The organism is Streptomyces sp. NPDC059092 (assembly GCF_042756365.1).
GTDB lineage: Bacteria > Actinomycetota > Actinomycetes > Streptomycetales > Streptomycetaceae > Streptomyces.
This window is the reverse complement of sequence record NZ_JBHZEJ010000005.1, coordinates 16315-28519: the sequence shown is the minus strand read 5'-3', so window position 1 is coordinate 28519 and position 12205 is coordinate 16315. Positions and strand designations below refer to the sequence as shown.

Sequence of the window (12205 nt, the reverse complement as noted above, 5' to 3'; positions counted from 1 at the left end):
CGCCGCCGCTGAAAGGACGCACGAGATGACCCCGACCGAACGTACCGACAGCACCGACAGCACCGACAGCACTCGCGGGACGAAACCCGTGCCCGCTCCACCTGTCACGGGAGAGGAACTGCGCTCGGCACTGGCCGAGCTGATCGGCGTCAGCCCGTCCGAGATCGAGGACGACGCCAATCTCATCCGTCTGGGCCTCGGGTCTCTGGAGATGATGCGGCTGGTCACCAAGTGGCGCCGGGCCGGCGTGGGCGTGGACTTCGGAGAGCTGACCGGTACTCCGACGTTCGCCGCCTGGAACGAGCGGATCATCCGGGAACTGGCGGAGAACACCGGCTGACCGCCGGTCACCAGCGGTCCGCGGCCGAAGGTCCGCACCGAGCGCGCGACCCCACCCCGCCCAGGTCAAGCGATACGCCCCACCTGGGCGGGCCCCATGCCCAGTCGGGGAGCGAGCTCCGACCTCGTGGTGACACCGAGCTTCCCGTAGGCGCGATAGAGGTGGTTCTCCACGGTACGCACGGAGAGTACGAGCCGGTCGGCGATCTCCTTGTTGGACAGCTGTGAGACGGCGAGGGTCACGATCTCCCGTTCCCGGACGGTGAGTCCGGTACGGGTACCGCGGTCCCGACCGTCGGCCGGCACAGCCCACGGGGGCGGCTCGGCTCCACAGCGGTGGACGAGCTCGGCACTCGCGGCCTGCGCGGCCCGCGCCCTCCGCCGGTCGCCGGATGACTGGTGCGCCCACGCGGCCTGCGCGGAGGCCTCCGCCGCGAGCGGCAGCAGCCCCAGGGCGTCGAACCGCAGGGAGACCTCGCCCAGGGCGTCACCGTCGTGCGCCGAGAGCGCCAGGGCGTGCCGCAGCCGGACCGCGCCGGTCGCGGGCGGACCCCCACCGGCGGTCTCCCAAACGGCCACCGCCCCGCGCGCCGCGCCCGCCCGGGCCGCCAGATGAGTCGCGGCGAGCGCCTGGCTGTGCCGACCGGCGGACAGGGCCCGCCCGGCGACCCGCAACGCTCGGCGCGACGCGGCCTCACGGCCGCCGAGCCACGCCTCCACCAGCGCGGCCTCCAACTCCACCGCGTCCGCCATCAGCGGGTACCCGCACTCGTCCCGCTGCGCTTCCCTGGCCTCTTCCAACAGGTGGACGGCTTCCAGCCCGTCCCCCGACTCCGCCACCGCACCGGCCAGTTGGGCGATGCGCCAGGAGCGCGTGCTGAGCCAGTCGGTGGGCCCGCCGTACGCGGCCGACTGCCGCAGGAGACCGACCGCCTCGGCCGTACGGCCCGTGTCCCGCAGGATGCGCGCCTCCAGGAGATCGGCGTACGCGCGGGCACGGGCGCCGTCGTCCGCGGCCTCCTCACGCAGTTCGGCCAGCACCTCCCTGGCCTCGGCCGGGCCCCTGCTGTGCACGGTGATCCACCCGGTGACACACAGGTGGTCCAGGCGCGTCGCCGCGGCTCGGCCGGCCAGGGTCGGCCGAGCCGCGGACAGCACGGCCAGGGCTCCCTCGTCGTCGCCCGACTCGTGGCGGAGCAGGGCGAGCAGCGGCTCCGCGCCCGCCGCCGTCTCGGCCAACCGCCGCGCGTGACCGATCCGGTCCTTGAACAACCGCACCAGGGCCCGCGCTCCCAGGTCCGTCTCGGCAACCGCTTCCGCCTCCGCGAGCCGCCCCAGGCCGAGGCTCATGTTGAGAGCGCGTGGGCGGAGTACGGCGGTGGAACCCGTGACCTGCGCGAAGTGGGCCTCCGCCTCCACGTGGCGGCGCTGTCCGGCCAGGGCCTCGCCGAGCAGCACGGCTCCGGCGGTACCGGCCCCGGCGGCGTCAGCTCCGGCGGCAGCGACCCCATCGGCATCGACCCCATCGGCATCGGCTCCGGCGGCGAGCGCCGCGCGGCTCAACCGCTCGGCGAGCGGGTAGTTCTCGCCGCGCAGCGCGCTCACAGCCGCCTCCCGCAACAGGGCGGGCTCCGGCAGGCACCGCGCCGTACCGAGGCCGGGCCCGTCGACGCGTGCCGCGTCGCCCGGGCGTTGGGCTCCCGCCCCCTCGATCGCGTCGAGAACGCGCTGCCGCACCCGACGCGCCGTCAGCTCCGGGAGGGTCGCCGCGACCACCGCCTCGCACAGGGGGTGTGAGAGTCTCAGGTCGATCCGGAACCCCGTGCGTTGGGCGACCAGGACGCCACGGCGGTTCAGTGACTCCGCCGCCTCGCCCAGTTCGTCGACGATCGGCAGCCCGGTCCGTAGCGGCCCTGCGAGCGCCAGCATGTTCACCAGCTCGCGCTCGCCCGGATCAAGGTCCCCGAGCAGCAGCTCCACCAGATCGACCAACCTGCTGCCGGGCACCCGCGGCAAACCGGGCCACTGCCACCTTCCCCGCCCTTGCCGCAGGGTGCCCTCGGCAAGGGCCTGGTCCACCAGTTCCCGCAGGATCAGCGCGTTGCCGCGGGAAAGTTTCCAGAACCGCTCAGCGGTGTCGACGGCCACCGGCCCGCCGAGCCGCGCGGTGAGCATGCGCACGCTCCCCGACCTGTCGAGTGCGCCGACGCCGAGCCGTCGTACCCGCTTGCCGATGAGCAGCCGCCGCACCCCGCCAGGCAGGGGGGCGCCGGGAGGGGCGGTGGCCAGCAGCAGCGCCTGGCCGCTGTCCACCAGCCGGCACACCAGGCCCAAGGCCTCCGGGTCGGCCAGCTGCACGTCGTCGATCGCCACGGTGACCCGCCGGCGCGGCGCCCGCGACTGGGGCGGCACCACTCCACGCAGTTGGTTCCCCGGCCCGTCACCACGGACCACCCGCGCCCCGGCACGCCGCGCCTGCTCCAGCGCGGCGTTCAGCAGCGTGCTCTTCCCCGCGCCCTGTTCACCGACCAGGAGAGCGCCGACCCCCGCGGCCGCCCATTGCTTGATCTCCGCGAGTTCCGCCTCCCTCGCGGCAACGGGCCACACACCTTCGACCACTGTCTCTCCCCCATGCGGACTGCGAGCGCCTCGACGTAACACCGACCGGATTTCTCCAGGGCCCGGATCAGGCCTGCGGAGCCTTCCCGCGCATGTAGACGATCGGGACCGGAGCGGTAATCACACCGCTCTCATCCCGAAGAGTGTCCAGCCGTCGAGAAACCTCCGAAACAACCTCGCGTCGCTCATTCTCCTCGATACGCTCCCACATTCCACGCATTCCAGTGGTGTAGGTGAATTCGACCCACTGCTCGCCCGACTCGACGATGACCGGCAGTTCTTCCTCCACCACTTCGACGTCGACGAATCCGGCGTCATTGAGGGTCCTCTCGATGGACTCCGCGGTGGCCAGCCAGTTCGAGCCGGCCTCGGCGAATTGGGAGTCGTAGGCGCCGCTCTGCCTCAGCGACTGCAGCATGTACGGCATCAGCAGCTCGTTGACGACCTCCGGGAAGAGCGCCCACTTGCCGGAGGCGGTCGAGAAGAACGAGGGCGCCGCCGTCGCGAACCGGCCGCCCGCGCTCAGCAGTTCGAGGTAGGGGCGCACGTCATCGGCGCTCTTGACCCAGATGAACAGGCTGCAGCTGCCAATCACCGCGTCGAACCGGCCCGCCTCGAACTCTGGTTTCTGGCCGTTCATGACCTGAACCGAGACCTGCCTCAGGCCACGTTCCCGAGCATCCCCCCGCGCGTACCCGACCATCTCCTCCGAGATGTCGATGCCGATGACCTCGCCCGTCTCGCCGACGGCCTCAGCGGCGGGGAAGAGCGCGGCTCCACGACCGGCACCGACGTCGAGAACGGACTTCCCGGCAGAAATTTCCGAAAACTCGACAAGGCGACGCCCTATCGGCCGGAAGAATTCCACGCCACTCTGGTCGTAGGCCTTCGCCGCCTTGTTGAACAGGTTGTACATTTCTTCGGCGTTCTCAACGCTTCCCATACAGGTCTCCCCATTCGACCGGGCCTCGCGCCAACACTCGCGAAATTTAGAACAAATACCAACACGCTTTCGACCACATGTCCAATAGACAACCTTTCTTTCGGGCATCAAGAAGCTTTATGGCGCCGCCCCGTGTTCACCAACGCGCTGATCGGAACCAGTTCGGCCGGGCTGTGTTCCCGGGAACTCGACCCGCAGCTGACACCCCGGCCTCCGTGCCGGCTCCCCCTTGCGGAACCGGCGGGCCGTACCCGGAACGCCACCGCCTCGACGACTCCGGCGTCGCTCGGATGCGCGAGAGCGCCCCTCCCCTGATGCCGGCGAAGGCCAGGCAGTGTTCGGCTCTGCGCTCGTAGCGGCGGTGGAGGCGGTGGAGGCGGTGGAGGCGGCGGCAGCAGCCGACGAGCCAGGCCATGGTGCGTTCGATCGTCCACCGGTGGCACCCCAGCCTCTGCGAGGTCTCGATGCCCTCGCGTGCGATGCGGTGCCGGATACCTCGGCCGGAGGGCCATCGCCTCAGGTGGTGGCAGTCGTAGCCCTTGTCGGCGTGGAACTTGCCGGGCCTGCGCCGACGTGGGCCCAGCGGGATCGGATCGGAGGTATGCCCTCCACGAGCGGGATCAGGGCCTGGCTGTCGTGGACGTTGGCGCCAGAGATTCCGACGGACAGGGGCAGACCGGTCCGCTCGGTGAACCGGCGGTGTGCCGTTGCGCCGGACGGCCCGAACGACGCTGTGGGCAACTGCTGCCCGATGCGGCCCGACGTCGCCACGAACACGATCGCCGCCAGGACCTCGCGGTCACCGTGCCAACGCCGACCGCCGCCATCGCGGGCGTGACGGCACCTCCGCTCACGCGCGGAGTCTCGGGCCCCAGCCGCCGCGTTCACCGACCGACCTCGGAAAAAGCAAAAGCCCCAGGTCACGGCGAGTGAGTCCTGAGGCTTCTACAGAGCCGCCTTCGGGATTCGAACCCGAGACCTACGCATTACGAGACCGTGAGCGATCATGTTGAGTGGTGCCTTGTTGTGCTGTCTCATGACGTTCTTCCTGATCAGAGCATGTGCAGCAGCTTGGCCTGTGCCACCCCGTGATGCACCGTCCAAAGGCGTCTGTCCACCGGCCGTCCACCGGCGAGGCCGCTCGACCGCGCATCCCCGTCAGGCCGCGTGGCTATCCACAAGGACCGGGCACGTTGGGCGGGGCACGAGGACGACGGTCACTTTCCTACAACGCGCGGCCGCTCAGAGCCACCGCAAGGCCCACTCCGCGAAACGCATACGGGCCCCAGCGCCATTGGCACCACATGACCTTGGCCATGGCCGCCCACGCCTGCCTCACCGTCCTGCGAGCCCGCGAGCTCGACTCCGGGGAAGCAGAAACGGATCATCCGGGCTCGTCCCCCTCAGCCTCCCAACACCAAGCCCGAGTCAGCCACTACAAACGACGCGGCCACACACCACCCGAACCTACCCAACCGTCATAACAAGGACTGTCGCAGTACCAGGCGTCATCTCATTTGGTGAGTCTGCGGTAGTAGATGAGGGCGCAGGCGATGCTGGTGAAGGCGAGGAAGTGGGCGGCCTTGCGTTCGGAGCGTCGGTGGAGTCGTCGGCCGCCGGTGGGCGGTCGCTCAGGACAGACCGAACGACACCGAAGGCAGCTGCTGCCAGGTACAACCTGGCGTGGCCACGAAGACGATCGCGGCCAGCACCACCCGGTCTCCCGTGCCGACGCCGACCACCGCCCTGCGGCACCACCCGCTGGAACAACTCCCACAGCCAGCCCGGTACCAGCCGCTCAACGATCCCCACCATGACTTACAGAGTACGGAGTGACCCAAATGAGATGGCCTCTGAGTCCGGTTGCTGCGCCGAAGAGCGATCGGCCGCGTTTACGAATTGCCGCAGGGCCGCAGCGCGTTTCTCGAGTGCGGTGCGCCCGTCCGCGCTCAGAGCCACCCAGGTGCACGGGCGCTTGCCGACGTGGCCATCTTGACGTCGACGTAGCCATGACTCTGCTCCGGTCACCTGTGCTCGCTGTTCCGGAGATGACGGGCCAGGAAGTGGTCGGCCGCCTGGTACATGGCGATGTTGTTCTCCGGGTTGACGAAGCTGTGCCCTTCGTCGTCCTTTACCAGGTACTCGACGTCGATGCCGCGGTCCCGGAGAGCCTCGACGATCTGGTCGGACTCCGACTTGAGTACGCGGGCATCGTTGGCGCCCTGGACGATCAGCAGCGGGGTGCGGATGTCAGCCACCCGGCTGAGCGGTGAGCGGGCCCAGAGATCAGCCTCCTGCGCGGGGTCCTCAGGGTCACCCGCGTAGAGGTACCAGTTGTTGGTGAGGTACGGCTTGGCAAAGTCCGGCATGTTGCGCAGGGTCGTCACCAGGTTGGAGGGACCGCAGAAGTCGACGGCGGCGGCGAAGAGGCCGGGCGTGAAGGAGACTCCGACGAGGGCTGCGTACCCGCCGTAGGAGCCGCCGAAGACGGCGACGCGCGCCGGGTCCGCGTAGCCCTGCTTCACGGCCCAGCCGACGGCGTCGACGAGGTCGTCGTGCATCGCGCCGGAGAGTTCGCCGATACCGGCCTTGAGGAAACTTTTGCCGTAGCCGGTGGAGCCTCGGTAGTTCACCTGGAGGACTGCGTATCCCCGGTTGGCGAGGAGTTGCGCGGTGGGGTCGAAGCCCCAGCTGTCGCGGTGCCAGGGGCCGCCGTGCACCTGGAGCACCATGGGTAGTCCGGCTGGTTCCCTGTGCCGCGGCAGGGTGAGGTAGGAGGGGAGTTCGAGGCCGTCTCGTGCGGGGATGGTGACGGGGGTCATCGGCGCGAGGGCGGCCGGGTCGAGGCGGGGGTAGGGGCGAAACAGGATGCGGCTGTCGCCGGTGGTGTGGTCGTAGAAGTAGGTGACGCCAGGGTCTCGGTCGTGGGTGAAGGAGACGATCCAGCGCTGTCCCTCGCGGTCCGAGGAGAGGGCGGCCACGTCGCCGTCGGAGAGTTTACGCAGGTTGTCGAGGACGTCGGCGAAGTGTGCGGTCAGCGGCCTGATGACGGCGCGTTCGCCGAGATAGCGCACGCCGATGAGGTCGTTGGTGCGTCGGTCGAGGATCAGCGCGGAGGGGAGGGTGGGGAAGACGGCGGCGCGAGGGTCGATGTCGAGGCCGGGGTGGCTGTCGACCACGGTCTCCTGGCCGGTGTTCAAGTCGACGTGGACGATCCGTGTGTGCTCGCTGTCGCGGTAGGAGCCGACCCAGGCGCCGGTGCCGTCCGGGGTGAGCTGGAAGGGCTGCAGGTCCAGTGGGTGGTCAGAGCCGGGGAAGGTGGTGACACGGCGCATGGTGCCCGACTCCGGTTCCCATCGGGACAGTTCGATGTCCCCGTCCTTGCTCAGTCCGTGTCCGTACATCGTTCCGTCGGGTGCGTACACCAGGGCGCTGGAGCCTCCTGGGTTCTGGGCGAGCATCGTGAGTTCGCCGGTGGCGATGTGGAGTTCGTAGAGGTCGAAAACCGCCGGGTCCCGGTTGTTGAGATTCAGGACGGCGCGGCCGGGCCGGGTAGGCGGCAGATCGAAGCCGGTGACCCGGGCTCCGGGGAAGGGGGTGAGGTCGACGGCACCGGCGGCCGGGTGTTCCAGGTCGACGCGGTGGAGGTGGTAGTTCTCGTCCCCGTCGCCGTCCTGCTCGTACAGCAGCCAGCGCGGGTCGTCGGTCCAGTGATAGCGCAGGATGCTGCGGCGGGAGTCGGCGGTGACGCAGCGCGCTCTCCCCTCGCCGTCGAGATCCTGGATCCAGACATTGAGCCGGTCACGCCAAGGGGCCAGGTAGGCGAACTTCGAGCCGTCGGGTGAGATGACGGCGCCTGCGCGGTCCGGGGAGTCGAGGAGGTCCTCGACGTTCAGGTGCAAGACGTCGGGTCGGTCGGCGGGCATGGGACGAGCTCCTTCAATGGTCACCGCGGTACGGCGGTCGGTGGCGCAGCCGGTGAGTTGTTCGGATCTGGTGCCGTGGTGACCGGCGTCTCGGACTCTGCGCGTCAGGGACGTGGCCGTGCGGTTGAGTTCGGCGGGCAGGGACAGATCACGCGAGCGAGCACGGCGGCCGTACGGGAGGCGTGTGCGGAGGGTGTGTCCCGCCCGGCGCGGAGCGCGGCGTCCGTGCTTCTGAGCTCGTGCAGGACCCGCAGCGCCGCAGCGCCCGCCGCGGCGTTCACTCGGAGGTGCGTCGTGTGGGCGGGCAGACCCGTCCGGTCGGCGAGCACTGAGGTCAGTTCACGTTCGGCGTGGTCGCAGGCCATCAGCCAGGCGATGCGCAGCGCGGGTTCGTGTCGGGTGAGGTGGACCAGCCGTGCCGAAAGGCTGAAGTCCTGGAGGAAATGGTCGTGCTGGTCGGGGACGAAACGAGCCGCTTGGGCGCTGAGGTGGGCGTCCAGAGGAGTCCCGGGCGGCCAGCTGCGCAGAGTGCTGAGCTCCCAGTCGAGGCCGCGCAGTGCGATGGGTTCGGCGCAGCTCTCCTTGTTGCGGAAGTGACGCCAGATGGTCCGGGTGGACACTCCCGTCTCTTCGGCGATCCGGTCACCGCTGGTGGCGGCGGTTCCGCCGGTCAAGAAGAGCCGGGTCGCCGCACGGGAAATGCGCAGCCTCAGCCGTTCGCGCGGGTCCGGGAGGCGTACTGATGCGTTGTTCGGCACAGAGCTTCACTCCCTACCCTGCCCTTGATGGCACTTGATAGCATTCTGTCACTTAGTGAATATCGAGGCCGAGGATGTGAGCCTCCTTTATGGGGGTGATTCACCCGGCCCTGAAGGGGCGGAACGGCATGGCCGCGTCCGGACCGGGAGGAAAGCGGGTATGGCGGGAGCCGAGCGTACGGGCGGGCGGGGACGCGGCGGGATGAGCGCCGAGCGCAAGCGCCGGGTTCGCCTGGAGGTCTCGCGGGAGGCTTCCCGCCTGTTCTGGACCCAAGGGGTGGAGGCGACGAGCGGTGACCAGATCGCCGCGGCCGTCGGCCTCTCCACCCGGACCATCTGGCGCCACTTCCGCAGCAAGGAAAGCTGCGCGGAGCCGATCGTCATGAGCAGCGTCGATTGGGAGCTCAACACCCTGCGCAGCTGGCCGCTCGGGCTCTCCCTGGAGGACCACTTCCGCGCCGAGGCGCTGCGGCACGGCCGTGAGGCCAGTCCGACGGAGCGGGAGGACACCGCGCTCGGCATCAAGATGATCCGCCTCGGAGACAGCGAGCCGGCCATCCGGACTGCCTGGCTGATGGCCTGTGACCAGGTGGAGCGGCAGATGGCCGAGATCATCGCGAAGCGCCTCGGGAGGGAGCCGGACGATGTGGAGATCCGGTTGCACGCGGCGGCCGCGGGTGCGGCGCTGCGGGTGCTGAACGAACACGTCGGGGCGGGCCTGCTGGACGGCGCGAGCCCGGAGGATTTCCGGGGCACTCCCGAGCGGATCGCGCACGCGGTCCGCCGGGCCACGGGTGGCGCTGTCGGGGATCCGGTCACCGGCGGCACGAGCTGAGGGCGTTGCCACCGCGGGAGAGGGTGGCGGCAACGCCCGTGCCGCGGGGGTCTCACCGCTTGGCTTCTATCAGCCCGAGGGCGCGCAGGCGGCGGTCGGAGGCGTGGACCGCCCAGGCCGTCACGAGCAGGCCCACCGCCAGCAGCGGGAAGCCCATGACGATCTTGGCGACGCCCAGCGAGCCGACCTCGTCCTGGGTGTACAGGTACTGCTGGACCACGAACCGGGCCGCGAAGATCAGCGCCAGGGTCACCGTCGCGATGTCGAAGTAGAACCGCGAGCGACGCTCCTCACGCCACACCTGCCCCTTGCCCGTCATCGAGTTCCAGATCACCCCGGCCAGGGGCCACCGCACAACCACCGACCCCAGGAACAGCACCGCACCGGCCAGGCTCAGCCAGATGCCCAGCAGGAAGTAGTCCTTGGCCGACCCCGTCCACCAGGCGACGCCGGCCGCGATCGCCACACCGAACACCCCGCCCAGCGCCGGCGACACCGGCTCCTTGCGCACCAGACGCTCGATACCGATGATCACGGCAACCCCGAGCGCCACCATGATGCCGACCGCCAGCCCGCCCATCGCGTTCGCCACTACGAACGCCAGAGCCGGCAGAGCCGAATACGCCACTCCTCGCGCGCCTCCGGCCTGCTCCAGTGCCGACGGCCGCTTGGCCTGTTGCGGGGTCTGTGCCTGCATGGTGTTCACCTGGTCCTTCTGCCGGGCTGCCTTCCGAGGCACCCGTGCGGTTTTGGGTGGTACCCATCGGCACCACCCATTCTGTCACTTGACGCCACTATGTCATTAAGTGACAGTCAGATCAATGTCGGTGGCCAACCGCACGCCTCGCTTGCGGTTTTCGCCGGGCCGAGAAACGTGCGCATCCTTCCCAGCCGCCAAGTACGGGACCACTGGACGGATGAGCGACGAGGCTGGGTCTTCCGCCGTCACCCAGGGCCTCGGCTACCGCTCGGGCACTACTACGTCTTCCCAGGCCGCCTCTCGGCAAGCCGGACCTGGACGCCGCCGTTCCTGGACCGCGCGGCCCGTGACGCCCATACAGAGCCTGTCGAAGCGGCGGGCCAGGTTGGTGCGGTGGTGCGCGGTATGGCCTGCTCGTACGCAGGTGTGACGTACGAGCAGGCCATGGGCCACCAGGTCAGTTCGAGGGGCAGGCGGTGTCTTCGTCGGGGCGTTCGCCGGTGGTGAGGAAGGTGGTGACGATGTCATTGGCGCACTTGTTGTCCAGGAACAGGTAGGCCAGGTGCCCGCCTTGGTCGGCCGTCACCAGTCGCGCCCGGTCCCCGAGTGCTGCGCGCGTCTTGAGGGCGCTGTGCAGTGGCGTCGCGGGGTCGCGGCGGTTCTGCAGCAGCAGGATGTCGGACGGGCCGCGGTCGGTGAGCTTCACTGGCTTCTCGCTGGGCTGCGACGGCCAGAACGCGCAGGGGGTGATGTCCGCGCCGGCGGCCCCGAACTTGGGGTACGCCTTGCGGCCCTGCTCGACGTTCCGGCCGTAGGACGAGACGTCCGTGGGCCAGGCGGAGTCGTTGCAGATGACGTGCATCTGACTCGCCAGACAGTTGTCCGAGGGCACGCCGGATGTACCGCCCGCCGGGTTCTCGCCCTCGGCGGGCTTCAGCTTGGGGATCGGCTTGCCGGTGTTGAGCGCCTTCCATATGCCGGCCAGTTCAGGCAGCTTGCTGTCGTAATAGAAGCGGTCGAAGGTCGCCTGCCGGAACGCCGCGCCCGTGAACCCCTCGACGCTCGGCTTCCTGTCGAGCTTCGCGGCGATGTCGAGAAAGGTCTCTTCGACCTCCTCGGGCGTCCGGCCCAGGCCGTACTTCTCGTTCTGGGCGGCTGCGAACTTGGCGAAGTCGGGGAAGCGGTCCTCGAAGCCCCGGCCGAAGTCGCGCGCGAACGAGGCGTACGACAACGACCTCGCCGGCGAGGTCAACCGCACCACCAACCGGCTGCGCAGCCTGCTTTCCCAGATCCATCCCACCCTGCAACGCGTCCTGGGCCCGCGGCTCGCCTACCCCTACGTCCAGGCCCTCCTTCAGCGGCACGGTCCCCCTCGAAGATCAAGAAACTCGGGCGGGCCCGCTGCGAGGCCCTGCTCAAGGCGCACAGCTCACGCAACCGCACCACCTGACCGGGGAGATCTTCGACGCGCTCGCCGAGCAGACCCTGATCGTCCCCGGCACCGAGGCCAGCGCCGTGATCGTGCCCGGCCTGGCCGCCCAGCTCCCCGCCGCCCACACCCAGCACCGCCAGGCCGAGCAGGAGATCGCCGCCCTGCTGGAGGCCCTCCCTCTTTTTCACCTCCTGACGTCGCTGCCCGGCATGGGCGTCAGGACCACGGCCGCCGTCATCGTCGCGATCGGCGACGGCACCGCCTTCCCCACCGCTGGACACCTCGCCTCTTACTCCGGACTCGCCCCGACCACGAAGTCCTCGGGCACCTCCATCCGCGGTGAGCACGCACCCCACCGCGGCAACCGGCTCCTCAAACGCGCTTTGTTCCAGGCCGCGTTCGCCGCAATCGGCTGCAAGACCGACCTGTCCTCGCGGATCTACTACGACCGGCAGCGCGCACACGGCAATACCCACACCCAGGCCGTCCTCCGCCTCGCTCGCCAGCGCGTCAACGTCATCCACGCGATGATCCACAACGGCGCCTTCTGCCAACCACCGAGCCTCGACCTCGCCGCCTGACACCCCACCCGTCCCTGCCTTTCCCGTCCGCTCACCGGCACGGCTGTCCCGCCATGCCGGCCGGCGGGCGGC

The 12205-nt window shown here is 69.6% G+C and carries 9 protein-coding genes and 3 pseudogenes; 4 read left to right on the top strand and 8 right to left on the bottom strand.

Annotated features, from left to right (window positions below; genetic code table 11):
* The first annotated feature begins 25 nt into the window (after positions 1 to 25).
* Positions 26 to 340, top strand: coding sequence for a phosphopantetheine-binding protein (locus ACFXPL_RS04820; RefSeq protein ID WP_384912510.1), 315 nt, complete (start codon positions 26 to 28; stop codon positions 338 to 340).
* 65 nt (positions 341 to 405) lie between these two features.
* On the opposite strand, the gene ACFXPL_RS04815 is transcribed toward ACFXPL_RS04820, so the two are convergent.
* From ACFXPL_RS04815 to ACFXPL_RS04805, 3 genes and pseudogenes are all read right to left on the bottom strand, one after another.
* Complete coding sequence (locus ACFXPL_RS04815) at positions 406 to 2958, bottom strand: LuxR C-terminal-related transcriptional regulator (protein ID WP_384912507.1); 2553 nt, start codon at positions 2956 to 2958, stop codon at positions 406 to 408.
* Positions 2959 to 3025: 67 nt separating this feature from the next.
* The gene (locus ACFXPL_RS04810) at positions 3026 to 3901 is read right to left on the bottom strand and encodes a class I SAM-dependent methyltransferase (protein WP_384912504.1); all 876 of its coding nucleotides are present in this window, start codon (positions 3899 to 3901) and stop codon (positions 3026 to 3028) included.
* Between the two features lie 280 nt (positions 3902 to 4181).
* Positions 4182 to 4726, bottom strand: a pseudogene (locus ACFXPL_RS04805) (transposase); the annotation flags it as partial.
* A gap of 470 nt (positions 4727 to 5196) precedes the next feature.
* Between ACFXPL_RS04805 and ACFXPL_RS04800 the strand changes: the two are divergent.
* Positions 5197 to 5385 (top strand): annotated as a pseudogene (locus ACFXPL_RS04800) (hypothetical protein); the annotation flags it as partial.
* A gap of 150 nt (positions 5386 to 5535) precedes the next feature.
* Here ACFXPL_RS04800 and ACFXPL_RS04795 read toward each other — a convergent pair.
* The 3 genes and pseudogenes from ACFXPL_RS04795 to ACFXPL_RS04785 form a co-directional block, all read right to left on the bottom strand.
* Positions 5536 to 5716: pseudogene (locus ACFXPL_RS04795) on the bottom strand (transposase); the annotation flags it as partial.
* 209 nt (positions 5717 to 5925) lie between these two features.
* Positions 5926 to 7827: an alpha/beta fold hydrolase gene (locus ACFXPL_RS04790; protein WP_384912501.1), complete on the bottom strand. Its 1902-nt coding sequence runs from the start codon at positions 7825 to 7827 to the stop codon at positions 5926 to 5928.
* 104 nt (positions 7828 to 7931) lie between these two features.
* Positions 7932 to 8585, bottom strand: a complete 654-nt coding sequence (locus ACFXPL_RS04785) for a TetR/AcrR family transcriptional regulator (protein WP_384912499.1) — start codon at positions 8583 to 8585, stop codon at positions 7932 to 7934.
* A 160-nt stretch (positions 8586 to 8745) separates the two neighbouring features.
* On the opposite strand from ACFXPL_RS04785, the gene ACFXPL_RS04780 reads away from it, so the two are divergent.
* On the top strand, positions 8746 to 9420 hold the full coding sequence (locus ACFXPL_RS04780) for a TetR/AcrR family transcriptional regulator (protein WP_384912496.1): 675 nt from the start codon (positions 8746 to 8748) through the stop codon (positions 9418 to 9420).
* A gap of 52 nt (positions 9421 to 9472) precedes the next feature.
* On the opposite strand, the gene ACFXPL_RS04775 is transcribed toward ACFXPL_RS04780, so the two are convergent.
* Entirely contained in the window at positions 9473 to 10117 is a 645-nt protein-coding gene (locus ACFXPL_RS04775; RefSeq protein WP_384912888.1) for a DUF3159 domain-containing protein, read from the bottom strand.
* A gap of 460 nt (positions 10118 to 10577) precedes the next feature.
* Entirely contained in the window at positions 10578 to 11420 is an 843-nt protein-coding gene (locus ACFXPL_RS04770; protein ID WP_384912493.1) for an alpha/beta hydrolase, read from the bottom strand.
* Positions 11421 to 11635: 215 nt separating this feature from the next.
* Here ACFXPL_RS04770 and ACFXPL_RS04765 point away from each other — a divergent pair, with 215 nt between their 5' ends.
* Entirely contained in the window at positions 11636 to 12133 is a 498-nt protein-coding gene (locus tag ACFXPL_RS04765; RefSeq protein WP_384912490.1) for a transposase, read from the top strand.
* Positions 12134 to 12205 lie beyond the last annotated feature (72 nt).

Coding starts and splice junctions, on each gene's coding strand:
- ACFXPL_RS04790 (WP_384912501.1), bottom strand. CDS start 7,827: ATGCCCGCCGACCGACCCGACGTCTTGCACCTGAACGTCGAGGACCTC.
- ACFXPL_RS04820 (WP_384912510.1), top strand. CDS start 26: ATGACCCCGACCGAACGTACCGACAGCACCGACAGCACCGACAGCACT.
- ACFXPL_RS04810 (WP_384912504.1), bottom strand. CDS start 3,901: ATGGGAAGCGTTGAGAACGCCGAAGAAATGTACAACCTGTTCAACAAG.
- ACFXPL_RS04780 (WP_384912496.1), top strand. CDS start 8,746: ATGGCGGGAGCCGAGCGTACGGGCGGGCGGGGACGCGGCGGGATGAGC.
- ACFXPL_RS04775 (WP_384912888.1), bottom strand. CDS start 10,117: ATGCAGGCACAGACCCCGCAACAGGCCAAGCGGCCGTCGGCACTGGAG.